Below are 26,309 nucleotides of genomic sequence, written 5' to 3' on the forward strand. Positions count from 1 at the left end.
GTGATCCCGTGGCGGTATCGAGGTCTGTGGCCGTCGGTTTGCTCGACCGGATCCTCGTGAACCTGCGCCTGCCGATAATGTCGTCCAGGCAGGTCAGACACCCCATGACGTTTTGATGTCAAGCGGGGTGGAGCTGGGCGTGGTGTGACCAGGCGGTTGCCTCGTCGTAGAGGGTTCGGGTCTTGAGGCATCCGTGCACGATGGCGACGAGACGGTTGCCGAGCTGGCGCAGGGCGGGGTTGTAGCTGGCTTCGCGGGCGCGCTGTTTGTACGCGATCGTTCTGGCTGTCTGGGACCACATCGAGCCGGGCATGGGCGCCAGATGTTGGCACCGGCATCAGGGTCTTTCGGCCCTGGTGGTAGCCGGGATCGGGGGTAGCGTTAATAGTGGATTTGCAGGGCAAGCGAGGGAGCCTGACGCAGAACGTCGATCGCGAAAAGTCGACCAGACGAGATCGCGTGACGGGATGGGATGAGAGGCTGGAAAGCTGGTGAGGTCGGACAGCGACCTCCTCCACCTGATCCGGGTAATACCGGCTTGGGAAGCCTACCTTGCAGGTCCGCTATGCGGCCGGGGTCTTGCGGCCCGTCTGATGCGGGCCGCTTTCGTGTTGCGTCGGCACGTGTGGTGGTCAGAGAGTTTTCGACCACTACAGGCTGGCTCGTGACTACGAGACCCTCCCGAAAGCTCCGAAGCCATGATCCAGCTCGCGCTGATCGACAACGTGAGCAAGCACATTGGTTGATGAGGCCTGTGGGGTTCAACAACCCTGCCGAGGCGTTGACCTGCGGCTATGCTGCGGCGTCGGATTCGTTGATGAGGCCGCCGAGGATCTTCGTTCGGGTGATTCGCTGGGCTGGGAACGGGATGACGTTCGGGTCGTCCAGTGGCGCCCGCAGGTTCAGCCCGTGGCCTTGATGCGAACGTCCGGCGTTGTAGTGTTCCGCGTAATGTTCCAGGACGACCCGCAGATGGCGGTCGTCGATGAGGAGCATCCGGTCAGCGCATTCGGCGCTGAGGGTCCTCACCCAGCGTTCGGCGAAGGCGTTCATCTTCGGGGTCTGCGGTGCCGACTTCTTGACCTCGATGTTCTCGGCGGCGAAGACGGCGTCGAACGCGTCGGTGAAGATGGAGTCTCGGTCCGGACCAGGTATCGGAACCGGTGGGCCCTCGCCGGCGTCGGCCAAAAAGTTCCTGGCCAGCTGGGTGGCCCAGACCGCTGTCGGATGCTCGGTGACCCCGAGTATGTGCACGCGCCTGGTGCCGAGCTCCAGAACGAAGGACGCGTACAGTCGTTTGAGCGTGACGGTCTCGATCTGGAAGAAGTCCGCGGCCGGGATCGTTGAGGCTTGGGCCCGCAGGCGCATTTCGCCTTGGATCCGGGTGTAGCCCCACGACGGATTGTCGCCGGCCAGGCAGAGGATCAGCTCGACGAGTTCCTCGCTGATCGGCGGACGTCCCGACGCTCGGGGCTGTCGCCACTTCGCTGCGACCAGCCGCCGGTGCCAGCGCAGCACGGTGCCGGGAGTGACCAGCCGATGAGCGCGAAGATCTCTGGGCAGCAGCCGGATCAACGCAGCGAACAGCGCACGGTCGGCCCAGTCCAGCCGCGGCTTCGGATTGGCTCTGCGCAACACCGCTACTTCATGGCGCAGTACCGGCAGCTCGACATCCTTGGCCATGCTGCTACGCCCAACAGCACCAGCCAGGACGCTATCCGGCAGAACAAGAAGTACACCAGGCGAGCGGGCACAAGCATCCATCATCCCGCAACGGCGGCAGCCGCGGGCCGAATCACCCCAGGTGAACGTCATGGCGGCGTTATTGAACCGCACAGCGCCCGCACCGGCCTCGTGGGCCGGCCGCTCGAACGCGGTCACCCACCTGCCGGGGCGGAACCTCGTCGTAGCGGTCATCCCATGCGAGGACCAGGCCCCGGAACCGACCGAGGACTTCATGCGATGCGCCGTGAAGTCTCGATCCCATACGAGATCATGCAGTGGTTCATGGAGCTGGTTGCGCAGGACGCGCAGCACTGCCGTGCCGCCTTCACGGCGTCCGGCTCCAAGACGACTGTCGGCTCCCGCGAGAAGGACGACCCCCACGCTCCTTGGCCAGCAGCTCGCGGCGGGCGCTGGTGCAGGGCCGGATGCAACCCTCCAGCCAGGTGATCGGCCTACTCGTCCAAGTGGGGACCTTTTGTATGCGAAGTCCTGTTAGGTTGGATATGGCACTTAGCCCGATGCCGGTCGAATAACCGCAACATGACGGGCCAGGCTGCCGCGTTGGCTTTGAGGGGCTGTTGTGATGGATGACGTCTGGTTGGCGGCCGAAGGCTCGAAACTCATTCGGGCGAACCAGGTCACCGAGATTCATGTCAGCGCGGGCGACGTGACCGTACGGCTCGGCAGTCCTGAGATGACGTACCGGATCATCACGGGAACGTTCGACGACAACGGTGGTACCGCTGTTGCCGACATGGTGACAGCCATTGCCACGGCGGCGGCTACCGGTCGGGCCTGCATCATCCGTGCCGAGATCGGACCGGCGGATCTCGACGACGCGAATCCTCAAGCCCGCGCTTCCTCAACGCTCCGATGGGTTCCGGTCTACCCCGGGGTCTGACGACCCGTGTATTGATGACGGCCGGTCGGAGCGAGCCCCTGCACGGACGAGCGGCTGGTCACCGGCCTTATGCAACACGCGTTCCTTACTCGAAGCCGCGCGAAGCCTGTCGTTTGGGAGCGGGAGCGGCAGAGCGACGCCGCTGGAGAGATTCTCTTGGTCGAGGCCTTTCCAGAGCCAGATGAGTCTTGAATGTTACGGCGAGTGCGGCGGTCTGCGGGTCGCCCCGATCTCGACCCGCAGGTAGACCACAACCCTGGCAATCCCGTATCTCCGGGACCACCGGCCGGGTCACAATGGCCTTCGCACACCAGAAAGCCACTGGGACCCGTGCTACGAGATCACCCCACTCATTGTCGCCCCTCGAGCCTGCACCGATCCTGCTGCCGCGGATGCCACTGCCACGAGCAATGACTGGATTCTCCTCTCGCTGAGACGCCGGAATGGGGGTCCTGGCCGGATACCTTTGTCCCATGGGCGACAGAGACCGCGACAGCGAAGGACGGGCGCGCAACGCCCGAGCTCGCGATGCCTATGGCCGGCCGCTGCCCCATGGTGCCGCTGGCGAGCCCACTACCTCGGATGAAGAGGCGGCCAAGCTCGCCCGCGACCCGATCGCGGCACTCGCCCAGGCCCAACGGCTACTCGACGCGGACCGACCCTTCCACGCCCACGAGGTGCTCGAAGCAGTCTGGAAGTCTGCGTCGGCGGAGGAACGAGAGATGTGGCGCGGCCTCGCTCAGGTCGCCGTGGGCTTGACCCACCTACGACGTGGCAACCCGGTAGGCGCACGTGCCCTGCTGACGCGCGCCGCCGATCGCCTCGCCTCGAACCTGACGGCCGGTGCGCCTTATGGCTTGGATCTGCCGGGCCTCGTGCTGGATGTACGGATGCTGGCGAGCCACGTCGAGGACCAGGGTACGGATTCGCTCACCGCTCGACTCGTCCTCGTCCGGCTGGATTGATCTACCCCAGCGGGCGCAGACTAGACGAAGATCGGAACGGTCGAAACCCTGCGACCTGCGAGTCCGCGACTGTTAGCAGTGAAGATCAGCGCGACCTGCCCCGCGCCCGCAGCGCATCCGACAATGTCGAGGTCAGACCCTGTGCGTGCCGAAAGCTCCATTCGCGCGCCCGACCTGGTGCTTCTCGCCAAGGGTGAGGATGGGAGTTGAGGGACTCTGTTGCCCGTTGTGATGTTATGCGGCGAGGTCGAGTTCTAGGCGGGTGTAGTGGCTGGTTCTGGTGGGGCCGAGGGGTGTGCCGGTCCACCAGGCGTCGAGTCGGATGAGGTTGATCGCGGTGGCGAGTAGGACGTGTTCCAGGGTGACCTTGGGAAGGCCCCTGTAGCGGGTGCGGCGGGCGTCGCAGGCCTGGATGGCTTGGGCGATGGTGCCCTCAACGCCGGCGCGGGCGGCGTAGCGCTGCCGCCAGGGCTCGGTTTCTTGCTCGCGTCGGCGGCGTTGCAGGGCTTCATGTTCTTCACGGGGGTGCAGGGTCAGACCGCGGAATCGGGCGCTGGTGCAGTCGGGTTTGGCCGGGCAGGTCGGGCAGCCGACGTTGTAGAAGTCGACGTGGATCCGCGGATGTCCGTCGATCTTCGTGTCGATCCGGCGGGTGCTGGTTTTGCCTTGCGGGCAGGTCGCGGTGTGCGCATCCCAGTCGATGGTGAAGTTGCCCAGGGCGTATCCCCGCCCTTCGCGTTCCTGGCGGCCGCCTGCGATGGGGACCGGTCCGACCAGATCGATGCCCAGGTGTGCAGCCTCCACGATCAGCTCGGCGCCCATGTATCCGGCGTCGACCAGATGCTCGACCGGGGCACGGCCGGCGGCGAGCAGGTCGTGCTCGACGGTCAGGGTCTGCGCGGCATCGTCGACCGGTGCGGCGGTGGTGACGACGTGCGTAATCAGGTGGGGGGTCGTGCCGTCGGCGTCGCAGCCCTCCGTCAGATGCAGTTTGTACCCGTCCCAGCGGGTGGAGCGTTTGATCACGACCCGCGCGTCCGGGTCGTAGGGCGAGACGATGCGCTGCGCCCCCGGTGGCAGCTCCTTGTCGGTGCGCTGACGGACTGTTCGCCGCCGGTCCCGGACGTACTGCTGGTCCCAGACGCCGCGCAGCAGCGCCACCGCGGGGATGTCCGCCAGCCACCTCCAAACGCCGTCGTGTTCGGCTTCGGCGGCCACCGCGTCCAGCAACTCAAAGCCGTCAGCGCCGACGGTGACGGCGAACGCGGCCCGCTCGGCCTCGCCCTTGGGTAGCCGCCAGTAGTCGGCGCGGGCCCCGTAACGCCGCACCCACGCCTCGGACACCAGATCATGCTCGGCCAGCCAGCCCGGAGCGGCGCCCGCCAGGGCTTCCAATGCCGCCCGCAGCGCCTCGGTGACGAACTCCAGCCGGTTCAACGCCCGCACGCAGGCCACCACATGCGTGGCATCGGTACGGACCCGGCCGCCGACCCGCAGCAGCCCCAGCTCGGCACAGCGGTCCAGCAGCAGCTCCAGCACCCGCGTCTCCAGTCCGTTTTCGATCAAACGGTCCCGGAACTGCGACAGCACGCTGTGGTCGAACCCCGTGTCGGCCAGCTCGAAGCCCAACGCGTATTTCCAGTCGATCCGGGCCGCCGCGGCGTGCGCGGCCTGCCAGTCGGTCAACCGCCCGGCGTACTGCAGCACACTGACCAGCGCCAACGTCGCCGGCGACAGCGCAGGCCCACCCTGGTGCGGATAGCCGTCCGTGAAGTCGGCGTTGGTGAACACCTCACCGATCTCGTCCCGCAGCCGCGTAGCCAGACAGCCTGCGGGGAACACCGCCCGGGCCAGCGCCGCAGTAGCGGCCGGAACCGGTGGCGACGGAAGCGGACGCATCGACACGGTGACCAGCTCCTTCACCTCGTATCAGAGGTTTTCGTCCACACCGCATCGTCTCTCCGAACCGGGAGAAAGCCATCACAACGGGCAACAGAGTCCTGAGGGTGCCGATAACCTATGCGACCTGCTGATATTCGTGGAGCAGCCCTCGGTCACGCCGTCGGACCCGGAACTCTTCGAGGTCGACCACGTTGTCCGGCCGCGGACGCGTCGGTGCGGCCTGGCCGAGGGATCGGTGCGGGCCGTGACCGTTGTAGTGACCCTCGTACTCGTGCAGCAGCCGCGTCAGATGGTCCAGGTTCCAGATCAGGGTACGGTCGGTCAGCTCCGCGCGCAGGGAACGGAACCAGCGTTCCATGATCGCGTTCTGGCGGGGTGCCCGCACGCCGGTGCGGATCACGTCGATCCCGGCGGCGGTGAACACCACGTCGAACGCCGCGCCGAGCGATGCGTCGCGGTCGTGGATCAGGTACTTTACCCTCGCTTCGGCGTCTTCCAGGTCCATCAGCAGGTTCCGGGCCTGCTGGGTGACCCAGCGGCCGTCGGGTGGAAGGTGGCGCCCAAGACGCGGACCCGACGGTTCGCGTGCTCGATCATCGCCAGCACGTACGCTTTGGACCCGTTCAGCAGGTCGACCACGACGAAGTCGCAGGCGATGATCGCCTCGGCCTGTGAGCGCAGGAACGCTTCCCATGTCGGACCCGTGTCACGATCCGGGGCCGGATCGACCCGGCTGCTTTCAGGATCTCCCACACCGTGGAGGCGGCGACCTTGATGCCAAGGCCGGCCAGTTCGCCGTGGCTGCTGCGGTAGCCCCACGCGCGATTCTCCCTGGCCATACGCAGCACCAGGGCCCTGACGTTGCGATGCGTCGTCGGACGCCCAGGGCGGCGGCGTAGCAGATCCCGGTGCCAGCGCAACAGCGTCCCCGGCGTGACGATCAGGGGGATACGCGCCAGACGGTCGTTCGGGAGCAGCCCGGCCAGCAACACAAGCCACGCACGATCGACCCAGTTCAGCTTCCGCGACAGGCGCGGATCCCGGCGCTGCGCGACAGCGAGCTGATGACGCAGCATCAAGATCTCGACGTCGTTCGCCGACGAATCCCGCCCGGCCAGCCACCACCACGCGAACACTCGGGCCACGACCAGATAGATCAGCTTCAACCCCACGAGACAGCAGCATCCCAGGTTGAGGCAATTGTCGGCACCTTCAATCAACCCGACAGTCATCATGGCGGCGGTGAAGAAGGCGCATGCAGCCAGCCCGCCGAGCTGAGAGAGCGGCTACTCCCGAATACGCGCCATCGGGTCCAGGTAGAGGTCATCGACGTCGGTATCCGCGCATGCAATGCGGGCGGCACAGCCCTGAAGCCGGTCGGCGGACACGGACGGGAGCAAGGCACGTTCGCTGAGCCACGCCGCGAGGTCGGGAAACAGCCGGCACAACGCAAGGGCATAGTCAGCATCAAAGAGAAGGCGGACGGAGACGGCGGTCATCGCCATCCCATGTGGGGAGCAGCTATAGGAGAGCTCTGGGTATTTGAGACTGATCCAGACCTGAGAAAGTTCGCGGTAGTCCGTCACGTCGGCATCGTGACAGTCGCGCTTCTGGGCACGCCAGGCCGCGAACTCAGCGGCCCACGCATCCGCGACAGCCGCACATTCAGCTTGGAGTTCGGCGTGGGTGCGGGTATGGACACGCACGCCGAGCTGGGACGAAGCACTCAGCTCCTGACCCAGGCGCCGGCTCCGAAAGTACTCGGCGTACTGCGATGCGGATTCGCGTGCGTAGTAATTGTCACTGGCTCTGGGAAAGAAGCTCGCCGCGAGGTCGGCATCCGTGACCGGTTCGAGCTGCGACCGGCCCGCAGCCTCCGGACCGACCGCCGCGCGCCACTCCGCGAACGCCTCCTCGGCCGTCGGGAAGTAACCGCCGCCAACGGTGAACGGCGAGCCGCTACAGAGGTCGATATCCCACAGGTACCACCGATCCGAGGCGCCCACAGATGCGAAAAAAGGGGCGACGATCGCAAAGCGAAGGCTGTACACATCCCGACTCCACAGGGCCCCGCTGGTCGGTTCGGGGACGATCGAGTCCTCGGGAAAACCGACGGCCGACCGCCGTAGCCGCTCAACCGCTTCAACGAGAGTCTCGACTCCCGGGTGAGGCGCGATTCTGGCCGCCGCCATCAGCAACCGCGACCTGCCGAACTGTTCAGCCAGATCCTCAACGCCCGATTGCGTGATGTTCTCGACAAGCACCTCGAAGAGCTGGTCTGGGGAGTATTCGTCAGCGACCAGCGCCTGCCCCATCCGACTGCACAAAGCATCCTCGAGCCACGCCACCGACTGATCCGCGGACACGAGTTCTGCGATGATAGCTAAGGCGTCAGCCTCCGCGCGCGTGACGGACATGGACCCGATCCTAGGAGACGGGCCCGAAGATGCTACGCGGCCTCGGCACGCGAAAGCCCAAGGGAGTCCCATAGCCCTGCCGACCGTACACAGCCTGTGGGATTCAATAAACTCTGCTGAGGCGCTGACCTGCTGGTTCAGGCGGCGTGTCGGTACTCGCTGATTACCTCCGAGGACTTTCCGTTGCCGGATCTGGTCGATGGGGATTGGCAACGGGATCATGTCGGAGGAGAGAGAGGAAGCTATCGATCCGGTCGGCGAGCGAGCGACGCATGCGATCGGTGACGTGCCCGTGCCGCTCGATCATCTGAGGACTGGACCAACCCATCTGGTCCATCACGATGCGGGAGGAAACCTCCAGCAGGATCAGCACGGTCGCTGCTGTGTGCCGCGGGTCGTGCAGCCGCTTCGCATCCCATGGTGATCGAATGCAGCAAGACCGTACGACCGGTGCCCGGCAATTGCTGTTTGCCAGCGGCGAACGGGGAGGATCCGTGGCCGCAGGTGATCGGGATCCAGCACGAGCTCATCAACATCGGCCACAACCGAGGCCCGGGCACCCTCGACATCCTGATCGCTCTTACCGTCGCGCCGCACCGCCTGACCGTGCTGAACCTGGACGACGACTTCGCGTCGATCGCCGAGGTCGGGCCGGAACTGGCGGACTCAGCCGCTGGAATAGCGGGACGCCGACTGGCTTGACGTCAGCGGCACAGTGAGTCGATGAACTCCGAGAAATCGGGGAACTCGGCCTGCGCCGCCGCCACGATCTCAGCCCCGTCCCGCTCCCGGCCCGGCGCGTAGCGCTCCGCGATCGCCCGGAACGCCTCGTTGGGTACCTGCCGAGTGGCCCCGGGCGCAAGCGCCTCGGCGGGACCGTATCCGGCCGCGAACAGCCACAGCAGGTCGCCGAGATCCCGTGCGATCACCCCGCGTTCGCCCTCCGAGCCGATCTGCACGACGGGCTGCTCGATGACTGGTGCGTCCGGCCGAACCAGCCAGAATCCTGTGTAGTCGCCGCAACCGGTCGTGCCGAAGAACCGGAACTCGGCGCCGTCGACCGTGGAGTTCCCGGTCCACAGCCGGAACCACCATGCCGTGCGTTCGCTGGATTCGAAGGCTTCGTAGAGCTCGAAGTCGGCGCCGGTCGCGACGTCTGCTTCCTCGTCGTACTCCCAGTCGAAGCCGATCTCGAAGACCTCGGCCAGGGCCGTCGGCAGTGGCGGGCCGAACAGTGGCGTATCTGTCACCGCTGAAGCCTATCGACCGGCCTTCGCGTGTGTTCTGCGCTTGGATATCAGGGTTATGTGTACCTGGCGTGGCGCCCGAGGTGTCGGCCGGCCGCACCTTGAAGTCGTCGCGGGGCAGGAGCCGGCCGGCGTGGGCGCGCCGGGCGCCTAGCGTTTTGGGGAGGCTCGCCGCCTCGCGACGTTGTGCATGCCGAGAATCTCATCCGTTCTGGTCAGGCGACTCTCTCGTATTCGTTGAGGACAGTGGGGTTCAACAACTCTGCCGAGGCGTTGCACCTATGCCGCGGTGCCGTATTCGTTGGTGAGGCCTGACCGGTGCACGGGTGTCCGGGGCGGTGCTCGAAGGCCGCACTGGACGGTCTGATACACGGCAGCACGGGGAGGTCGAGTCCGGGACAGTCCGGGAACGGGCGTCCCGACACCGGCTGGCGGAAGATGGCAGATCCGACTGGACTTGGGATCCGCATGACTGGAGAGTTCGATGCTGCGCGGTATTAAAATAAAGTAGAAGCCTTATATAAGGATCTTGATGCGGCTACGGATCAGAAGGTTAGGGGTTCGAATCCCTTCGTGCGCACGTTCGATGAACCGCCAGGTCAGCCCCGCTGACCTGGCGGTTCTCGTTTGAGAGCGATTCGAACCACTGACACTTTGACTCCAGCCCTCGGGCAATCCGTTGGAATCCCAGGAATGTTTCCGGTGTCCGGGAACGGCCCGGGAACAACCGTACCGACTCCGTACGTGATCTCGGCCTCGGCCACGATTCCGGTACCGCCGCGTGCCGTGGCGTTCGCGGCGGCCCGATCAGCGGCCCAGACCCCTGAAAATGCGTATCGCCAGCTCACGAGCCATGCCGCTATGCGCCCGGCGAGGCCAAGCCGGATTGGTGCGGCTCTCACCGTGCCGTCTTCTGCCGAGCGTCTCGGTCAAAGTGTCCGGGAACAGTCCGGGAACAGACTCGCATCGGCTGGTTCTGTAACCAGAGCCGCACAGGACCAGGCCTAACTATGACCGCCGACTCAGAGCGAAGCCTGCAACACTCCGGCCGACGCAGCCCCCTACTTCTTGGCGAGCGACCGGGCCTGCCGGACCCGTACATGGCGTCGGCTCTTTCTGTGACGTCTAGGGCCTCGTGCAAGCCCGCGCGACGGGATAACAGAGGACGTACGCTGCTGGGTGCCGTCCTTACCGAGGGGAGCTCATGAGTACGTCGCCAGGCATGTTCGGGCCGTCTCCGCGAAGGGCAGGACCGGGCAAATCAGCTTCGACGGGCGCGCCATCACCATCACGAGGGGCGGTATTCTCGCTCGGGGACTGAGCGGAAGCGGCACGACCACGGTCCCAATCGAGCAGGTCACGGGCGTGGACTTCAAGCCGACCGGGGCCAACCATGGGCGGATCACCATCCTGGTCGCCGGTACTGTGGCGCCACGCCGGAACAGCATGCGATCTTCGAATGACCCGCTGACCGTTGATTTCACACTCCACAGCAGCGATTTCCGGCGGGTCCGCGACGCGATCGAAACTGCCCTACGCAACAGGACGGCTGCGACGACTTCCGGATGGACCATGCCACCCCCTCCGCCGCCTGGGTGGACTCCGTCAACCCTGCGAGCTCAGGAGCCCTCCCTTGCCGACCAGATCGGGAACCTCGCACAGCTAATGGAGCAGGGACACCTCAGCGAGGAAGAGTTTGCGGCAGCTAAGGCGAAGCTGCTCGGGCTGTAGCGCTATCTGGCGGTTCGTCAAGTTGATCTCAGTCTCTACCAGGTCGGTTTCAGTTGCTTCAAGCCCTGGTCGTTTCACTAGGAATTGATCCGTGCGAGGACTGGTGAGTCCTCGAACCGCAGAGCGCCTAGCCTCACGACCCGGCACCGCGTGCTGGTCAGCATCCCGTAGGAAGGTCACGTAAGCCGGCGGCGTCGCGGCGTACACTTTCGTATGGGAGCCCCACAGGGTGCCGAATATTTCATCCCCCCAGGTCGGGCCACATGGACCTGCCAGGTTCTTGATCGCATGAACCGCGCAACTTCGTTCACCTGAACTCAAGTCGACCCGGATCTTCGTCAGCACCTCGAAGTCTTCATGGCTGGAGCGCAGTGTCAGGAGCGCTCGACCTCCCGAGCACGCCCAACGACTTCCTTGATGCTGAGACCTATTCCGACCAGGTTCCGAGGTCGGTCCACCCCCGGTCTCGGCGGTAGAACGATACCCGGCCGGGGATCATAGATTCAGCGACCCGGACGGCGGTGATCGAAATAGGAAGGCTTGGGAGCACTGTAGGGGTGGCGGTGAATCCCAGGTTTGCCAGCGTTCGCTGCTCGGGGAAGTCGAGCCACAGGAACAGGTGTCGCTCGTCGGCCTCGGCCTGCTCGAGTTTCTCTACGTTTTCTCTGATGTGCTGCTCTATGGCGTGGACAACCAGCTGGCCTGTGGGCTCGTTGAGCACTGCCGGATCGAAGGTGTCTTCCTCGGGGGCGCAGATGACCTGAGGCGGTCGCACATTAGGGAGTTCGAATACAGCTCGCACGCCCAGTCGATACAGATCGCTGTCGTGGCGTGGCCGGAATCGACCTGGGGCGTCTTGCGGGACCGCGTTCAGCAGCCCAGCAGCCTCGGCGTAGAACCTTCTGATCGACGCCTGAGGGTTGGCAGAAAGCGTGAGGTGCCAGGAATGGGTGAGTCCGGGAAGCTCCCAGGAACCGGCGAACCCGGAACGCTCACGGCCAGGGTGCCGGATCTCCTTCACCAGGCCGACGCGGCGGCCGTCTGGGAGCCGGACAGTGAAGTCGTGACCGGGGTGATGGTTCGGTGGCGAAGGAGCGTTTTCGGAAGCAGCCGGATCAAGGCGGCCGGAATCGCACGGCCGACCCGGTTCAGGCGTGGTCTCGGAGTTCCGCGTCGCAGCACAGCGACCTCGTGCCGCAACACCAGGATCTCGGCGTTCTTCGCCGCATCCGAGCGGGACATGAGGACCAGCCAGGCCAGGATCCCACCAAAGGTGAGGTAGAGATGGTCGCCTATCGGACCGCCGCGCCGCAGCTCAACCCACGTGGCTGAGTTGTTGAACCCCGCAAGCGCGTTCAGGGTTGTCGCGCTCGCGAGGTTCATAGCATCCCGCCCCGAGCTGCTGCAGATCCCCACCCCTGCCAAGAGCCCGGGTCAGAACGGGGTTCGCGAACGCGCCTTCGACACGCCGAAGTACAAGCACCTCAGGAGTGAATCCATTTGAGAGCATTTGGAATACGGTGGATTGCGGAGTCCGACTGGTGGTATGGCAGTGTGACCTTCGCCCGAGGAATCGAGTTGGAGGAGTTTGCCATACGACTCGGTGCTGTGCCGTCCGCATCCCAGGCTGAGGCGACGGACGCGGAAGCAGGGAGCCTGGTATTCAATGGCGATGTCGGAGTTGCCCGACTCGGCGTTTCAGGCGCCTGGGTGTTTGCTGTTGAATACGGGGTATCTCGGGGTACGCAAGTCGAGGCGCTGAAAGAGATTTCGCACGGCGGCGTCGAAGCTGTGAATCTTGACCCCCAGGTATCTCACCCTCCACCGATGTTTTCTTACGCTGCTGACGGTGCGCTCCGTTGCTCCTACGGGCTCGGCGAAGAGTGGCAGCGCTGGGGAACCGATCCCGACCTCCTGAACGAGGAGATGAGGGCGGCGGGAATCCTCATGCCGACAGGCGACTACTTGCAAGTTGGCAGGGAACGTCTTGGTCAGCGAGTCGCCATGTCGTTGGGCATTTTGGAGAAGTATTTCGCGCTCTCACTGCCTCGCGATGCCGTGGAGAACGGTCAGCTGAGACTCATCGCCACAAGCGGTACGCCACCCCTCGAACTACTGGACAGGTAGAGAAATCTCGGTAGGTAGTGAGGGGAGACACCGCTTGCGGCGTCTCCCCTCACCTACTGATTCCTAGGAGCCCTGCTGATAAGTGCAGGTGGTGTCTGCCGTGGTGCAGTGGTCGAATCCCGGTGTGGCAAGCCAGAAGGGATCCTTATCGAGCATTCGGTTGTAGGGGACGAATCCTCCAGTTCGCCCAAACGGCGCGAGCGCTCCGGTGTTTTGATCGTTCGGGATGCTGGCCCGTCCACACTTTTCAAACCATGTCGGAAGCGGATACCGGTCGTCGTTGTACAGCGTCCATGTGGTGCTGTTGATGGGCGCGGCGTAGAACTGGCCGCACTGGTCGCCGGAGGTCACGCCGGAGTTGGGCATGCCTGTAGTGGTCGAAAGCTTGGCCACTGACTGTGAGCTGGCCTTTCACGCGGCTCGTTCGTATTCGTGGATCAGCCCGCCAAGCACGGCTCGGCGCCGGATCCGGTCGGTTCGCGCGGGGAACGCGATCACGTTCGGGCCGTCGTTCGGGGCGCGCAGCCCCATGCCCTCTCCTTGATGGGAGCGGCCGGCGTTGTAGTGCGCGATGAACTGTTCCAGCACGGTACGCAGGTGGCGGTCGCCGGCGATGAGCATCCGGTCGGTGCACTCGGCACGCACGGTGCGCACGAAGCGCTCGGCGAACGCGTTCATCCGCGGGGCCTGCGGCGCGGACTTCACGATCTGGACGCCGATCGAGGTGAACACCGTGTCGAACGCGGCGGCGAACTTCGCGTCCCGGTCCCGGATCAGGTGGGTGAAGCGGTGTCGGGCTCCGTCCAGGCCGGCGGCGAGTTCCCGCGCGAGTTGAGTGGCTCAGGCTGCGGTGGGATACCGGGTGATCCCCAGCAGGTGCACCCGGCGGGTGCCGTGCTCGATCACGAACGCGACGTACAGCCGCGTCAACGTGACGGCACAGTCGACGTGAAAGAAGTCCGTCGCGAGCACGGTGTCGGCGTGGGCCCGCAGGAACCTGCGCCAGCTGTCGTCGTGCTGTGCCGACGGACCGATCCGGTGGCCACGCAGAATCTTGCGGATGGTGGAGGCCGCGACCCGGTGCCCGAGCCGACGCAGCTCGCCCTGGATCCGGACCACGCCCCACCGACGATTCTCGCACGCCAGCCGCACGATCAGGTCCACCAGCTCCTCGCCGATCGGCGGACGACCCGGCGCCTTGGGCTGGGTCCACTTCTTGGCCACGAGACGCTTGTGCCAGCGCAGCAGCGTGCCTGGCGTAACGATCCGACGCTCACGCAGCCGCTTCGGCAGGACCCGGGCCAGCGCAGCGAGCACGGCCCGATCCAGCCAGGACAGACGCGGTCTCGGATTGGTCCGGCGCAGCACCGCCACCTCATGACGCAGCGCCAGTATCTCCGAATCCTTCGACGCCTGCGACCGGGCCAGCAGCACCAGCCACGACACCACGGTCACCAACACCCTGTAGACCAGCGACACGACCACGAACACTGATCCTGACTGCACCGAAACACCAGGTCAACCCCACTGGCCGAGCATTCGACCACTACACGGTCCTGACCACCGGCGCCGCGCTCACCGTGGCGCCGTACCGACCGATGACTCTTCTGACCGGCACTGTGGCGCTCACCGGCACGGTCGCGTTGTTCTGGCTGTTCTTCAGCCGCTCCGAGCGCGTCGTACGGCACTACCAGCGCGCCGAGGACCCGATGCGGGCTGGACGCAGCGGCGTCATCAGCCTCATGATCTCCGTCGCCGGGATGATCGCCGCCGCCGTGGCCGACGAACGCGTCATCGCCCACCCGACCGGGCACGCCGGCATCGCCACGAACCTGCTGCTGTTCGGCGGACCGGCCCTCTACATCGCCACGCAGACCTGGCACGGAGCCACCCTGTTCGACGACCTGCACTGGTCACGGCCGGTCGCACTGTCCGCCCTGGTCATCAGCTGCATCATCACGACGACGGCCCCGGCCTACCTGTCGGCCGTCCTCGCCGCCGCCAACGTCGTCGCGCTGGCCGTATTCGAAGACCGCGACGCAGCCGGGGATGCACCCATGGAGGAGTCGATCTCATCAGAGCACTCAGGTCGGCGCGCCCCTCCCACCCAACCCGCCTGGAGGACTTCGCACACCCTATCCATGGCAAACACGGATCCCCCCTCACGAAACTCATCAACTCCAGTACAGGAGCAGCCATGACCCAGCACAGCATGTTCGCCATCCAGACCGTCGCACCGAAGATCCGCAAAGTGACCTTCTCGAACCCGCCGGTGAACGTCGTCGGCGCCGACACCGTCGTCCAGCTCCTCGACGTCCTCGACGAACTGAGTCAGGACGAGCGGGTCCAGGCCGTCATCTTCGACAGCGGCACACCCGAATACTTCTTCAACCACGCCGACCTCCAACAGGTACCCGAACTTCTGGCGTTGACCGGCGCGGACGGCACACCCACCTGGGTCGACCTCGTCACCCGGCTGACCAGCGCCCCGTTCATCAGCATCGCCTCCATCCGCGGGCGCACCCGGGGCGGCGGGGACGAGATCACCCTGGCCTTCGACCTGCGCTACGCCAGCCGCGAGAAGGCGCTCTTCTGCCGGCCCGAGGTCGCGATCGGCATCGTCCCCGGCGGTGGCGGCAGCGACCGGCTGGCCCGGCTGCTGGGACGAGACCGCGCTCTGGAAGCGATCCTCACCAGCCAGGACTGCGACGCCGAGCACGCCGAGCAGTACGGAAGGGTGACCAGGGCCGTCCCCGACGCCGAACTGGACGACCTCGTCAACGCCACGGCCGCACGCATCGCGTCCTTCGACAAGCCGGCAGTCCTGGGTGCCAAGGCACAGATCAACCGCTCCACCCTGCCGCCGGTCGCCGACCTGCGAGCGTCCTGGGCCGAATTCGCCGAATCGGTCACCTGGCCCGGCTTCCAGGCCCGCGTGCCACAGCTCGGCAAAGCCATCGCCGAGATCGGCCTCGACGAGATCGAGCGAAACCTGGGCCACTACGCCGGCCTCATCAACCAGCAGGCTTAGCCCCCGCACGCGGCGGCGCAGGCCGGGCTGACCGAGTGGCATCACATCGTCGAGCAGTCCGACTGGGACCGGCTGCCTGACCTGCTCGGTCCGGACGTCATCTTCCGCGACCCCGCGACGCACGAGCCACACCACGGCAAAGCAGAAACGACGACGATCCTGCGCACCGTGTTCGGCGTCCTGGAGGACTTCACCCCTCTGCGGCACTTGGGCCGCGCAACCGGCTACTACTCAGCGGTCCGAACCCGGGTGCAGCGGCTGATGGCGAGCGGGGTACTGCAGATCGCCGCAGTGACCGATCCGCTCGCCCTGGGCCTGCCCGTCATGGCGCTGCTCGGCATCAAGGTCGATCACAGTCTCCGGGAGATCACGGACGCCCTCGGCGACATCGGCAGCGTGATTCATCTCGTGGCCACGGCGGGTTCCTTCGATCTGTTCGCCGAAGTCGTGTGCCGCGCGATGGACGAGTAGTCCGCGGTGATCAACGACCGCATCCGGACGATCTCCGGCGTACGGGAGGTGGAGTCGTTCCCTTACTTCGGCATCCACGTCCACCGCTTCACCTGGGATGCGCCGCCGTGTTCCCACTTCTGAGCGCCGAGTACACTTCAACCGTCGCAGCCTCCGGCCCGCCGGAACGCTGAACGTCTACGGACTGAATGCGTGTGAGCTGGCAAGATCTGTCTGCCGTGGAGCACAACTTCTCATGGCGAAGCTTGGAGAGCCACGCATGTTCGTCGCAGCTTCGCAAGGGCCCGAAGGTCCGCTGGTCGGACGGGATACCGAGACCCGCCGGCTCGTCGGGGTGTTGGAGGAGCTGGGATCGGGGCGGGGCAGTGTGGTGGAGATCGCCGGGGATCCAGGGATCGGCAAGACGCGCTTGATGAACATGCTGGCGGAGGTGGCCCGGCAGCGTGGAGTTCAGGTGGCCCGGGCCCACGCCATACGCGGGAGCACCGTTGCGTACCAAGTGTTCCGCGAAGCCACAGGTGACTGGCCGGGCCCCGACCAGTCAACGACCGACGACGAAGCGGTCTTCCGCGCGATCCGCGCCCGGATGGCGGACTTGGCCGCAGACAGCAGCGGGGGGATGCTGCTGTTGGACGACATCCACCTGTGCGACGAAGCCTCGGCGCAACTCGCCGCACGGCTGGTCCGGACCCTCGCGCCCGGGCCGTTGGTCCTCGCTCTGGCGCACCAGCCGCGGCGGACCGGCTCTGTGCTGCTGGAGGCGCTGGAGCATGGTTCGCGGACTGGACGCGTGATCCGCATCGAACCGCAGCCGCTCGACGCCGAAACGGTGGCCATGCTGCTCGACCATTGGCGTACCTCCGAGGGCAGCGCCGGGGTTCCGTACACCGACCCGACGCGCCGACACGCGACACCGGCCAGCGACTCTGCCAGCCGCAGGCCTCTCAACTCTCCGGAGTTCGCGGAGCAGTTGCACGCCGCGTCCGGAGGTAACCCGCGCCACCTGCGCGTCCTTGTAGCCGGAGGTTGGGAGCCCGAGCACTGGCCGGACCGCCCCGGATCCGATGCGGACGGACTGCTTCGAGAAGCCGTGGCGATGACGGCGGAGCTCGACGCCCTGACGCCGGACGCGTCGGCCGCAGCGCAAACGGCTGCCGTGCTCGGCGACCCGTTCCGGCCGGAGGACGTCGCCGAGATCTCGGGGCACGACCTCGATCAGATCCTCGACGCGCTGAGCGACCTCGTGCGGGCCGACGTGGTGCGTCCTGTCGCCTCGAACGGGCGCTTCGCCTTCCGGCACCCGCTGCTGCGCCACATCGCCCATGAACGCGCGGCGATATCCGTCCTCCTGACCGCGCATCAGCGGGCGCTGGACCTGTTCGCGGCGCGCGGGGTCCCGGCCGTACAACTCGCACGGCATGCTGAGTACCTCGTCGGCACGGACGCTTCGGTTGCCGTCAACCTGCTGGCCCGGGGCGCGACGGAGGTCCTCCCGGACGCTCCGGCGACTGCGGTCCGCTGGTTGGGTCTGGCCCTGGAGAACCTGCCGAGTGGCGACCGCCCGACTGCCGAGCGAGCCACCTTGATGCTCGAATGCTCCCGCGCCCTGAGTGCCTCCGGGAGGCTCGAGGCTGCCCGGACCATGGCCCACGAAGTCCTGCGCGACCACACGTATCTGGCCGAGCACCTGCGGCTGAAGGCCTACGCCGCCCGCGCGGCCGCCGAACGCCAACTCGGCCGATTCGCCGAAGCCGAGGCATCCGCGCGTACCGCCCTGCACACGCTGCCGCGACCGCTGCCCGCCGCAGCCGCCGAACTCGCCTTCGAATACGGATTCCTGCACGTGTTCCGGGGAACCTACCGTGAAGCGCGCGCACTGGTGCGCGAAGTCGTGAGTGCCGCCACGACAGGGGGCGAGGCCAGCACCCGCGGAGAGGGCGACGCCGTATCCGTCGCGTCCGTGCGCGTCCTGTCGGCGTTCGGCGACAGCTACCTCGGAGACACCGCCGCCGTGATGCCCGCCCTCCTCGACAGCGCCCAACTCGTCGACGGGCTGCCGGATTCCGCCGCCGCACGAACCCCCGAGCTCTTGGCCATGCTCGGCTGCACCGAGCTGTTCACCGAGCAGTACTCCGCCGCATCGCGACATTTCCGCCGCGGTCTGGCCCTCGCACAGGCCGGAGGACCCCAGCAGGCCTTGGCGCACTGCCTGCTGGGTCTCTCCTACATCGATCAGGAGGCCGGCCGGCTGAGCCAGGCCGAACAGTGGGCGCTGGAGGCGGAACGCGCCGCCCGCGCCACCGGCGCGGACGACGCGATCAGCATGAGTAAAGCGATGAGGGTCGGCGCGATGGTCTGGACCCGGAGCCAGCACGACTCCGCAGCGGTCGTCGCGCTCGCTGAGGAGAGCGCTCGTACCGCCCAGCCCGGCTGGTGGGCAGGTTCGGCAGCCATGCAACTGGCCATGGTACGGCTCATCGGCGGAGACGCCCCCGGCTGCACCGAGGCCCTGCTCGAGGGAGGCGGAGGCGAGGACCTGCACCTGTTCCAGCCCAACTTCCACCCGATGCTGCTGGCCATGCTGTCGACGGCCGCGCTGTTCACCGGCGACGCCGACGCGGCCCAGCGCTGGGCCCGCGACGGCGACTCCGCCGCCGAGCGACTCGGGCTTGCCGTCCAACGAGCGCATGTCGACCGTGCTCAAGCCATCCTGCACATGGCCGAAGGCGAACACGCCATGGCGGCCAAACTGTTCGAGCAGGCCGCGCACGGGTTCCGGCGCGGCGGCAGGCCGATCCATCATGCCTGGACCCTCGTTGTGGGCGCGCACTCAGCCGAGGGCGCACACGGATCAGCGACCGCCGCCAACTGGCTGGCCTCAGCGATGAACCTGGCCGACGTTCACGGTGCCGTGCGAGTACGTGAGGAAGCCGCGGCGGCAAAAAGTCTGCTGGCAGCGAGCGCCACCTTCGACAACACAGTCACGGAATCCCCAAGGCCCGACATCACGGCCCTGCTCACCGGCCGCGAGCGCCAGATCGCGGACTTGGTCACCGCCGGCAAGCGCAGCCGGGACGTCGCGGAACAACTGTTCCTCAGCAAACGCACCGTGGACGCCCACCTCGCGAGGATCTATCACAAACTCAACGTCTCCTCCCGCACGGCCCTCACCCGCCTCCTCCTCGGAGCCGATGACGCCGGCTCAGAATAGTCCCTCCGACGCGAAGCCGGCCCAGGCGCGAGTGTGGGATCGGGTGTTTACGCGAAGGACTCGACCGCGGACCAGAAGTCCGCATACAAGGCATGCTCCGCAGCCCGATAGTCGAAGAACGACTCGTCGGAGAAGACCACGCGAATCTCCACGTATCCGCCGCGGCTCTGACCGGTCCTGGTAATGGATCTCACGTCCTGGCGGGCGACTGCGACCAGTCGGGACGGGGGGAACGTCTGCGAAGTCGGCCCGAAGTCCCAGATCGACAGCCCCCAGCTGCTGATGGCCAGCACGCGGCTGGCCGCGTCGCGCGGCAGCGTCCGTGCGATGCTCCCGCTGTCGCCACTGATGTGACGCGCCTTGGACACCTGCTCGGTGACCTTGTTGATGACGAGTCCGGTGAGGCGGGCGGTGCCGAAACCGGTGCCGGATCCCGTCTCGAACGCGACGGGTGTGCTGAACGTGAATCCCAGCAGTTTCTCGTTCGGTCCGAGGGCCTCAATCAGCGCGCTGCGGTGGTCAGGCAGATTCGTCATCGCTTTGGCGATGAGCCGATCGCGCAGGCCCATTTTCGATACCTCATTCTCGATTGCGGAAACGGCGGGGTCAGGCCTCAACGCCGTACGCCAACACTCCCATCCATTACTGGATAACGACATCCGCAAAACTGCCTAACCGATGATTAGGTAATCGGCCTCCCCGAGAGCGGCAGATGGATCCGCACCCGCCGACATCGCGTATCAGCCGAGTGATATCCTCCATCCTTGAGCTCGGCACCAGGCGTACACATCCTCGGGGTCACTGACCATGCCACCGCAGTCTGGGCGACCCAGCTGGCCATCAACTTCCTGGCCGAGGCCGACCAGCGGGCTGACAGGGTCCGATACCCGATCCGGGACCGCGACTCCGTCTTCGCCGACGCGTTCGACTGAGCTACTCCAAAATCCGGTTCTGGCACAGCACAGGGACGTGCCGCCGCGAACATGCGGGTCCTTCGCCCATCCTCGACGCCGCAGCCCGGCACCACCTCCAGGAAGGCTACGCCAGCCGAGGCGCTGAGCAGGGCTTATCCTGCGGCATCGTATTCGTTGATGAGGCCGCCCAGGATCTTCGTTCGGGCGATCCGTTGGGCCGGGAACAGGATGACGTTCGGGTCGTCGAGGGGTGCTCGTAGGTTCAACCCATGGCCTTGATGCGAGCGTCCTGCGTTGTAGTGCTCGGCGTACTGGTCCAAAACGATCTGCAGGTGACGTTCGCCGGCGATGAGCATCCGGTCGGCGCATTCGGCGCGGAGAGTCTTCACCCAGCGTTCGGTGAAGGCGTTCATCTTCGGGCATTGCGGCGCCGACTTCTTGATCTCGATGTTCTCGGCGGCGAAGACGGCGTCGAACGCGTCGGTGAAGATGGAGTCTCGATCCCGGATCAGGTACCGGAACCGGTCGGCCCGCTCCCCCAGGTCGGCCAGAAAGTTCCTGGCCAGCTGGGTCACCCAGGCCGCGGTCGGATGCTCAGTGATCCCAAGGATGTGCACCCGCCTGGTGCAGAGTTCCAAGACAAAGGACACGTACAACCGTTTGAGCGTGACGGTCTCAATCTGGAAGAAGTCCGTGGCCAGGATCGTTGCGGCTTGCGCCCGCAGGAACATACGCCAGGTCAGGCCGTCGTCCCGTTTCGGTGCGGGCGGGATCCGGTGCCGTCGCAGAACCTTGCGGATGGTGGCGGCGGCAACCCGGTGGCCCAGGCGCCGCAGCTCACCTTGGATGCGGGTGTAGCCCCACGACGGATTGTCGCCGGCCAGTCGGAGTATCAGCTCGACGAGTTCCTCGCTGATCGGCGGGCGTCCCGGCGGTCGAGGCTGTCGCCACTTGTCCGCGACCAGCCTCCGATGCCAGCGCAGCAGCGTGCCTGGTGTGACCAGCCGATGGGCGCGAAGGTGCTTGGGTAGCAGCCGAATCAGCGCCGCGAACAACGCTCGGTCGGACCAGTCCAGCCGCGGCTTCGGATTGGCCAGGCGCAGCACCGCCACCTCATGACGCAGTACGAGCAGCTCAACGTCCTTGGCCGCGCTGCTGCGCCCCAGCAACACCAGCCAGGACGCTATCCGGCAGAACAGAAGATAGACCAGACGCACGGACACGAGCATCATCATCCCGTACCCGGCGCCACCCCGGGCAGCATCCACGCAGGTGAGACCCTATAGCAGGGTTTTTGAACCACGCAGGTGCGCGGGACTGATGGTCGGGGCAGTTGGGCGCGAGCTGTCCGCAGCTGTACGGCCCGGACGGGTTCTGGAGTCCGACCCACGGTTCGTGGTTCTTCCAGCTGGATGATCCGGTGTCGGCGGTGTCTGGCCGGTCGTACCTCCGGCGCGGCGGGTTCGCCACCCGCGACGAGTCGTGCGCAGAGCTGGCCGCAGTCCACAAGCTGCTGGAGGCCGCGCAGCTGGCTGTCGATCCGACGACCGCACGGGCGGCGATCGGTACGGCAGTCCATGCCGCGATCGCCGCGGGACGGCTGCTGCCGGACGTCGGGCAGGTGCGGGCCCGGATCCGCCGCGGCTTGCCCCCAGTGCAGGCCGTAACGGTCGAGCAGTGGCTGCGCACATGGCTGGATAGCGCACCAACCTGCACCCAGCCACCGCTCTGTCGTATCGGAGCCTGGCCGAGACTTTCCTGGTGCCGCTGCTGGGTGGGCTGCTGTTGGAGGACTTGCGCCCCGTTGCTACGAGCGCGGACTGGCATATCTGGAGGAGGTCGACGGTCTTCAGGTGGACGGGCGCGAGATCTCCGCGACCGTCTACGGATCCGAGCCATACGAGGTCGTGCTGCATGTAGACGGGCATCGCCTGGACGGCGACTGTTCCTGCCCCTACGGACAAGAGGGCGACTTCTGCAAGAACTGTGTGGCCGTGGCCCTGGTCGCGCTACGTGTCCGTGACCAGCGCCCCGGTCCCACACGCGGCGAGACCGCTGTCTTGCCTGGCGTGTCCGCGGCGTGCCCGATTTGATCTGGCCAAGGTGATCTGGCGGCTTCGGGTTGGTCCGGCGCAGGACCGCAACCTCCTAAGACGAAAACGAACGGGCCATCGTTCGACTGTCCACATAGGTTGTCAGCGAAATAACGTCTTGCCTCCGCAGCCCCGGCCACCGGCGCGCCGTTAGCTCGTGTACGAGTACGTCGACCGCCCCGCCCACGGGCCATAAGATGCCGGTCTCCGGATTCCTCACCCGAGTACAGCAGTCTGCAGTGTCCGGGCCGCCCCGCAGGCGAGAGCGGCCGCCAGGCCAGCGGCGCTCGATCCCGGCCGCTGCGACCCCGACGGCCGGGGCAGAGTCGGCCGCCGCTCTCACCCGTACATCGAGCACACCACCCGAAGGCGTGGGAGAAGCCGCGATTGGCTTCGACTCGAGGGCCTCGGACCTGGTCGGGTTCGAGGCCCTCGAGTCGTTGTCTTGCGCAACCCGCGGCCGTCATCAGCGCGATCGCGCCATCGTCCGTTTCGCAGCGGCCGTGGTGCGCTTCACGGTGGAGCCGACCGTCTTCGAGGTGGCGCGCGGCCGTGTACTGGATATCGCGACGCGCGGCTTGACCCCGGTCCGCTTGAGCGTCGTCTGCTTGGCCGGAGCCTTCCCGTTCTTGGCTACGGTCTTGCTCGTTGCACGCTTGACCGTGCTCTTCGACTTGGCCGGCTTGGCGGTGGCCTTCCTGGCGGTTGTCTTCCCGCCTGCGCGTTTGGCCGGCGCCTTGGTCGCGGTGCGCTTGCCGGTGGTCGTGGTCGTCCTGCTGGCGGACGTGGTCGGTTTCTCAGTCTTGTCCTCGATTGCCTTGACCGCAGTCTGGATCAGCGTGATCCCGTTCATCGCGGCGCGCTTGCTGCTGTAGGCGACGGATTTGGCGATTGCCGCCCCGTTTCCCGCGACCATGTCGAAGCTGAACTTGCCCGCGCGTTTTCGGAGCACGAATGTAGCCGGCATTTGCTGCCTCCTTGCGTATGGGACCAGCCCTCGGCCGGTCTTCATCCAAAACGAACAGTCCCATTCCGTCCTGGTCTGCGCACCAAATGGGCGCCCCTTCGCGGGGCGGTGATTCGTTCTCTGCCGATACCGGACGGTCGAACCCGCTGAGCCGGCCTTGCACCCGTCGAGAGCGATGGGGCGGCATTTCCTTTGCTACGCAACGACTCTCGAGTCTGACTCAGCAGGCTGCGAGACCACTGCGGGGACACACGCCGACGCCTTTCATGTCAACCGCGTTGGGCGTCGGGGGCGTTCATTCGTTTGGACGAATCGACGGCAAGGCAATCTGGCACGTCCGCAGGCTCATGTGGATGCCGGGGCGTTCGCGGGTCAGCGCGGGCCCACCAGGCGGATCCGGCCCGCAGCGCCATCGCTCGGATGGCTGTCTGCGCAAGCGTGTCGTGCGGTGTTGTCCCAGGCTCGTGCAGGGGCACTCACAGAAAGCAGAGGCGTCATGAGCGAGATGGGCCAGCAGAGCGGGATCGGCAAGACGATCAACCAGGTGAAGAAGACCGTCGGCGGCGACATCGGCGGCATGTTCAACAAGCTCAAGAACAGCAGCATCTCCGAACAATTCCAGTCCTGGATCGGGAAGGGCGAGAACAAGCCCGTCACCCCCGAGCAGGTCACGCAGGCGCTGGGCAACGAGCAGCTCGCCAAGATCGCAGACCAGACCGGGGTGACCCCGGAGCAGGCCGCGCAGAACATCTCACAGAAGCTGCCCACGCTGGTGGACAAGATGACACCTGACGGCCAGCTCCCGGACCAGCCCGTCCTGTCCGGCATGGCCGCCGGTGGCGGTAACGCAGCCAGCAAGGCAGGCGTGGGAGACCGCCGCTCGTCCATGTAGGCGACATCCGCTGCCCGGTGTCTGTCCCTCAGGGGGCCGACACCGGGCAGCCTGGATGCTGGCCCCATCCCGCCACTCACATACCCTGGCGGTCAGGCGGATGGCGCTCTGGGAGCGTGCCGGTGGCGCGATCGCCAGCCCACGCCCCGCGGACACCACCAGGCAGCAGTCGTCGGCCAGCTCCGGCAAGCCCCACCAGGCTAGGACGTCGGTGGTGTGCCTGTGGGGTTCAATAGCTCTGCCGAGGCGTTGAGCTGGGGTTATGCTGCGGTGTCGTATTCGTTGAAGAGACCGCCGAGGATCTTCGTTCGGATGATCCGTTGGGCTGGGAACGGAATGACGTTCGGGTCGTCCAACGGTGCTCGTAGATCCAAACCGTCGCCTTGGTGGGTTCGGCCGGCGTTGTAGTGCTCGGTGTACTGGTCCAGGACTACGCGCAGGTGGCGCTCACCGACGATGAGCATCCGGTCGGTGCACTCGGCGCGGACGGTCTTCACCCAGCGTTCGGCGAAGGCGTTCATCTTCGGGTCTGCGGCGCGGACTTCTTGATCTCGATGTTCACCGAGGCGAACGCGTCGGTGAAGATGGAGTCGCGGTCCCGGATCGGGTACCGGAAGCGGTCGGCTCGCTCGCCGGCGTCGGCCAGGAAGTCCCTGGCCAGTTGGGTCGCCCAGGCCGCGGTGGGATGCTCGGTGATGCCGAGGACATGCACGCGCCGAGTCCCCACCTCCAGAACGAAGGACACATACAGACGCTTGAGCGTGGCCGTTTCGATCTGGAAGAAGTCGGTCGCCAGAATCGTCGTTGCCTGGGCTTTCAGGAACGCGCGCCACGTCGGGCCGTCGTCCCGCAGCGGGGCGGGCGGGACCCGGTGGCGTCGCAGCACCTTGCGGATGGTGGTCGCCGCGACCCGGTGGCCCAGACGCCGCAGCTCGCCTTGGACGCGGGTGTAGCCCCACGACGGATTGTCGCGGGCCAGCCGCAGGATCAGCGCGGCGAGTTCCTCGCTGATCGGTGGGCGTCCAGGCGGGCGGGGCTGGCGCCACTTTGCTGCGATCAACCGCCGATGCCAGCGCAACACCGTTCCCGGGGTGACCAGCCGGTGGGCGCGAAGGTGCTTGGGTGGCAACCGGATCAAGGCTGCGAACAGCACGCGGTCAGCCCGGTCCAGCCGCGGTTTCGGGTTGGTCCCGCGTAGGACCGCGACCTCATGGCGCAGCACGAGCAGCTCGGACATCCTTGGCCGCGCCGCTACGACCCAGCAGCACCAGCCAGGACGCTATCCGACAGAACAGGAGGTACACCAGACGAGGGACACGACCGTCCATCATCGCGCAACAGACGCCACGCCGGACCGAAACGTCCCAGGTGAACGCCACGGCGGCGTTGTTGAACCCCTCAATTCGAACCCCTAACCTTCTGATCCGTAGCCCATTAGATCAGAGGCTTTACATCGCTATTCTGCGTTGCACCCTGTCGGATCCTGCCGTTCTGGACGTATTCCGTCTGCCCCTCTGTAGCGCATCGTGTCGTCCGGTATCGCACCGCACCGCGACGCCCGGTCCCCCCACGGCCCCCCTGGCCCCTTTCGGCCTCGAGTCAGCCACACGCTCAGGCCGCGGCACACCCGGGGATACCAGGGCCCGTCGTCGATCTCGATGCCTTCCGAGCCCGGCGAAATACCAGACACGGAGGTGTCATCCACGAGTACTGGA

The 26,309-nt window shown here is 66.2% G+C and carries 25 protein-coding genes and 2 pseudogenes; 11 read left to right on the forward strand and 16 right to left on the reverse strand.

Annotated features, from left to right (window positions below):
* Window positions 1-118: 118 nt before the first annotated feature.
* Window positions 119-313, reverse strand: coding sequence for a hypothetical protein (locus tag ABIA35_RS00065; protein WP_370355964.1), 195 nt, complete (start codon window positions 311-313; stop codon window positions 119-121).
* Window positions 314-792: 479 nt separating this feature from the next.
* A complete protein-coding gene (locus ABIA35_RS00070) occupies window positions 793-2,037 on the reverse strand; it encodes an integrase core domain-containing protein (protein WP_370340151.1) in 1,245 nt (414 codons plus the stop codon).
* A 271-nt stretch (window positions 2,038-2,308) separates the two neighbouring features.
* On the opposite strand from ABIA35_RS00070, the gene ABIA35_RS00075 reads away from it, so the two are divergent.
* A complete protein-coding gene (locus tag ABIA35_RS00075; RefSeq protein ID WP_370340150.1) occupies window positions 2,309-2,626 on the forward strand; it encodes a hypothetical protein in 318 nt (105 codons plus the stop codon).
* An 85-nt stretch (window positions 2,627-2,711) separates the two neighbouring features.
* Here the strand turns inward: ABIA35_RS00075 and ABIA35_RS00080 are convergent, their stop codons facing one another.
* Window positions 2,712-3,101 (reverse strand): RNA polymerase-binding protein RbpA, encoded by a 390-nt coding sequence (locus tag ABIA35_RS00080; protein WP_370340149.1) that lies wholly within the window; start codon window positions 3,099-3,101, stop codon window positions 2,712-2,714.
* Here ABIA35_RS00080 and ABIA35_RS00085 point away from each other — a divergent pair.
* A complete protein-coding gene (locus ABIA35_RS00085; RefSeq protein ID WP_370355966.1) occupies window positions 3,100-3,591 on the forward strand; it encodes a DUF309 domain-containing protein in 492 nt (163 codons plus the stop codon). The two genes, ABIA35_RS00080 and ABIA35_RS00085, sit on opposite strands and share 2 nt — an antisense overlap.
* Before the next feature lie 234 nt (window positions 3,592-3,825).
* On the opposite strand, the gene ABIA35_RS00090 is transcribed toward ABIA35_RS00085, so the two are convergent.
* The 4 genes from ABIA35_RS00090 to ABIA35_RS00105 all read right to left on the reverse strand — a co-directional run bounded on the left by ABIA35_RS00090 (window position 3,826) and on the right by ABIA35_RS00105 (window position 7,910).
* Window positions 3,826-5,490 (reverse strand): IS1182 family transposase, encoded by a 1,665-nt coding sequence (locus tag ABIA35_RS00090; protein WP_370356627.1) that lies wholly within the window; start codon window positions 5,488-5,490, stop codon window positions 3,826-3,828.
* 118 nt (window positions 5,491-5,608) lie between these two features.
* The gene (locus tag ABIA35_RS00095; protein WP_370355968.1) at window positions 5,609-5,998 is read right to left on the reverse strand and encodes an integrase core domain-containing protein; all 390 of its coding nucleotides are present in this window, start codon (window positions 5,996-5,998) and stop codon (window positions 5,609-5,611) included.
* 118 nt (window positions 5,999-6,116) lie between these two features.
* On the reverse strand, window positions 6,117-6,728 hold the full coding sequence (locus ABIA35_RS00100; RefSeq protein WP_370355970.1) for a hypothetical protein: 612 nt from the start codon (window positions 6,726-6,728) through the stop codon (window positions 6,117-6,119).
* A gap of 51 nt (window positions 6,729-6,779) precedes the next feature.
* Window positions 6,780-7,910, reverse strand: a complete 1,131-nt coding sequence (locus ABIA35_RS00105; protein ID WP_370355972.1) for a hypothetical protein — start codon at window positions 7,908-7,910, stop codon at window positions 6,780-6,782.
* 468 nt (window positions 7,911-8,378) lie between these two features.
* Here ABIA35_RS00105 and ABIA35_RS00110 point away from each other — a divergent pair, with 468 nt between their 5' ends.
* A complete protein-coding gene (locus tag ABIA35_RS00110) occupies window positions 8,379-8,612 on the forward strand; it encodes a hypothetical protein (RefSeq protein WP_370340146.1) in 234 nt (77 codons plus the stop codon).
* 2 nt (window positions 8,613-8,614) lie between these two features.
* Here ABIA35_RS00110 and ABIA35_RS00115 read toward each other — a convergent pair whose 3' ends face one another.
* The gene (locus ABIA35_RS00115) at window positions 8,615-9,160 is read right to left on the reverse strand and encodes an SMI1/KNR4 family protein (RefSeq protein WP_370340145.1); all 546 of its coding nucleotides are present in this window, start codon (window positions 9,158-9,160) and stop codon (window positions 8,615-8,617) included.
* Between the two features lie 1,176 nt (window positions 9,161-10,336).
* Here ABIA35_RS00115 and ABIA35_RS00120 point away from each other — a divergent pair.
* Complete coding sequence (locus tag ABIA35_RS00120) at window positions 10,337-10,888, forward strand: DUF4429 domain-containing protein (RefSeq protein ID WP_370340144.1); 552 nt, start codon at window positions 10,337-10,339, stop codon at window positions 10,886-10,888.
* Window positions 10,889-11,315: 427 nt separating this feature from the next.
* Here the strand turns inward: ABIA35_RS00120 and ABIA35_RS00125 are convergent, their stop codons facing one another.
* The gene (locus tag ABIA35_RS00125; protein ID WP_370340143.1) at window positions 11,316-11,909 is read right to left on the reverse strand and encodes a hypothetical protein; all 594 of its coding nucleotides are present in this window, start codon (window positions 11,907-11,909) and stop codon (window positions 11,316-11,318) included.
* Complete coding sequence (locus ABIA35_RS00130; protein ID WP_370340142.1) at window positions 11,906-12,271, reverse strand: hypothetical protein; 366 nt, start codon at window positions 12,269-12,271, stop codon at window positions 11,906-11,908. The genes ABIA35_RS00125 and ABIA35_RS00130 overlap by 4 nt, the downstream gene beginning before the upstream one ends.
* Before the next feature lie 171 nt (window positions 12,272-12,442).
* Between ABIA35_RS00130 and ABIA35_RS00135 the strand changes: the two genes are divergently transcribed.
* Window positions 12,443-13,015, forward strand: coding sequence for a DUF6461 domain-containing protein (locus tag ABIA35_RS00135; RefSeq protein WP_370340141.1), 573 nt, complete (start codon window positions 12,443-12,445; stop codon window positions 13,013-13,015).
* 63 nt (window positions 13,016-13,078) lie between these two features.
* Here the strand turns inward: ABIA35_RS00135 and ABIA35_RS00140 are convergent, their stop codons facing one another.
* Both ABIA35_RS00140 and ABIA35_RS00145 read right to left on the reverse strand, forming a co-directional pair.
* Window positions 13,079-13,381, reverse strand: a complete 303-nt coding sequence (locus ABIA35_RS00140) for a hypothetical protein (protein WP_370340140.1) — start codon at window positions 13,379-13,381, stop codon at window positions 13,079-13,081.
* A 45-nt stretch (window positions 13,382-13,426) separates the two neighbouring features.
* Window positions 13,427-14,500: pseudogene (locus ABIA35_RS00145) on the reverse strand (integrase core domain-containing protein).
* Between the two features lie 71 nt (window positions 14,501-14,571).
* Between ABIA35_RS00145 and ABIA35_RS00150 the strand changes: the two are divergent.
* From ABIA35_RS00150 to ABIA35_RS00165, 4 genes are all read left to right on the forward strand, one after another.
* Window positions 14,572-15,216 carry a low temperature requirement protein A gene (locus ABIA35_RS00150; RefSeq protein ID WP_370356629.1) on the forward strand — a complete coding sequence of 215 codons (645 nt, stop codon included), beginning with the start codon at window positions 14,572-14,574 and terminating at the stop codon, window positions 15,214-15,216.
* The gene (locus ABIA35_RS00155; protein WP_370355973.1) at window positions 15,213-16,046 is read left to right on the forward strand and encodes an enoyl-CoA hydratase/isomerase family protein; all 834 of its coding nucleotides are present in this window, start codon (window positions 15,213-15,215) and stop codon (window positions 16,044-16,046) included. The genes ABIA35_RS00150 and ABIA35_RS00155 overlap by 4 nt, the downstream gene beginning before the upstream one ends.
* A gap of 168 nt (window positions 16,047-16,214) precedes the next feature.
* Complete coding sequence (locus ABIA35_RS00160) at window positions 16,215-16,517, forward strand: Lrp/AsnC family transcriptional regulator (RefSeq protein WP_370355974.1); 303 nt, start codon at window positions 16,215-16,217, stop codon at window positions 16,515-16,517.
* Between the two features lie 259 nt (window positions 16,518-16,776).
* Entirely contained in the window at window positions 16,777-19,728 is a 2,952-nt protein-coding gene (locus ABIA35_RS00165; protein ID WP_370355975.1) for an AAA family ATPase, read from the forward strand.
* 47 nt (window positions 19,729-19,775) lie between these two features.
* On the opposite strand, the gene ABIA35_RS00170 is transcribed toward ABIA35_RS00165, so the two are convergent.
* Window positions 19,776-20,297 carry a hypothetical protein gene (locus ABIA35_RS00170; RefSeq protein WP_370340136.1) on the reverse strand — a complete coding sequence of 174 codons (522 nt, stop codon included), beginning with the start codon at window positions 20,295-20,297 and terminating at the stop codon, window positions 19,776-19,778.
* A gap of 195 nt (window positions 20,298-20,492) precedes the next feature.
* Here ABIA35_RS00170 and ABIA35_RS00175 point away from each other — a divergent pair, with 195 nt between their 5' ends.
* A complete protein-coding gene (locus ABIA35_RS00175) occupies window positions 20,493-20,660 on the forward strand; it encodes a hypothetical protein (protein ID WP_370340135.1) in 168 nt (55 codons plus the stop codon).
* 134 nt (window positions 20,661-20,794) lie between these two features.
* On the opposite strand, the gene ABIA35_RS00180 is transcribed toward ABIA35_RS00175, so the two are convergent.
* Together ABIA35_RS00180 and ABIA35_RS00185 are read right to left on the reverse strand one after the other, a co-directional pair.
* Window positions 20,795-21,865 (reverse strand): integrase core domain-containing protein, encoded by a 1,071-nt coding sequence (locus tag ABIA35_RS00180; RefSeq protein ID WP_370355976.1) that lies wholly within the window; start codon window positions 21,863-21,865, stop codon window positions 20,795-20,797.
* A 1,336-nt stretch (window positions 21,866-23,201) separates the two neighbouring features.
* On the reverse strand, window positions 23,202-23,702 hold the full coding sequence (locus ABIA35_RS00185) for a YegP family protein (RefSeq protein ID WP_370355978.1): 501 nt from the start codon (window positions 23,700-23,702) through the stop codon (window positions 23,202-23,204).
* A gap of 175 nt (window positions 23,703-23,877) precedes the next feature.
* On the opposite strand from ABIA35_RS00185, the gene ABIA35_RS00190 reads away from it, so the two are divergent.
* A complete protein-coding gene (locus ABIA35_RS00190; protein ID WP_370355979.1) occupies window positions 23,878-24,594 on the forward strand; it encodes a YidB family protein in 717 nt (238 codons plus the stop codon).
* 260 nt (window positions 24,595-24,854) lie between these two features.
* Here the strand turns inward: ABIA35_RS00190 and ABIA35_RS00195 are convergent.
* A pseudogene (locus ABIA35_RS00195) lies at window positions 24,855-25,922 on the reverse strand (integrase core domain-containing protein).
* Between the last annotated feature and the right edge of the window lie 387 nt (window positions 25,923-26,309).

Origin of the sequence: Catenulispora sp. MAP12-49 (assembly GCF_041262705.1) — a bacterium.
Classification (GTDB): Bacteria; Actinomycetota; Actinomycetes; order Streptomycetales; family Catenulisporaceae; genus Catenulispora.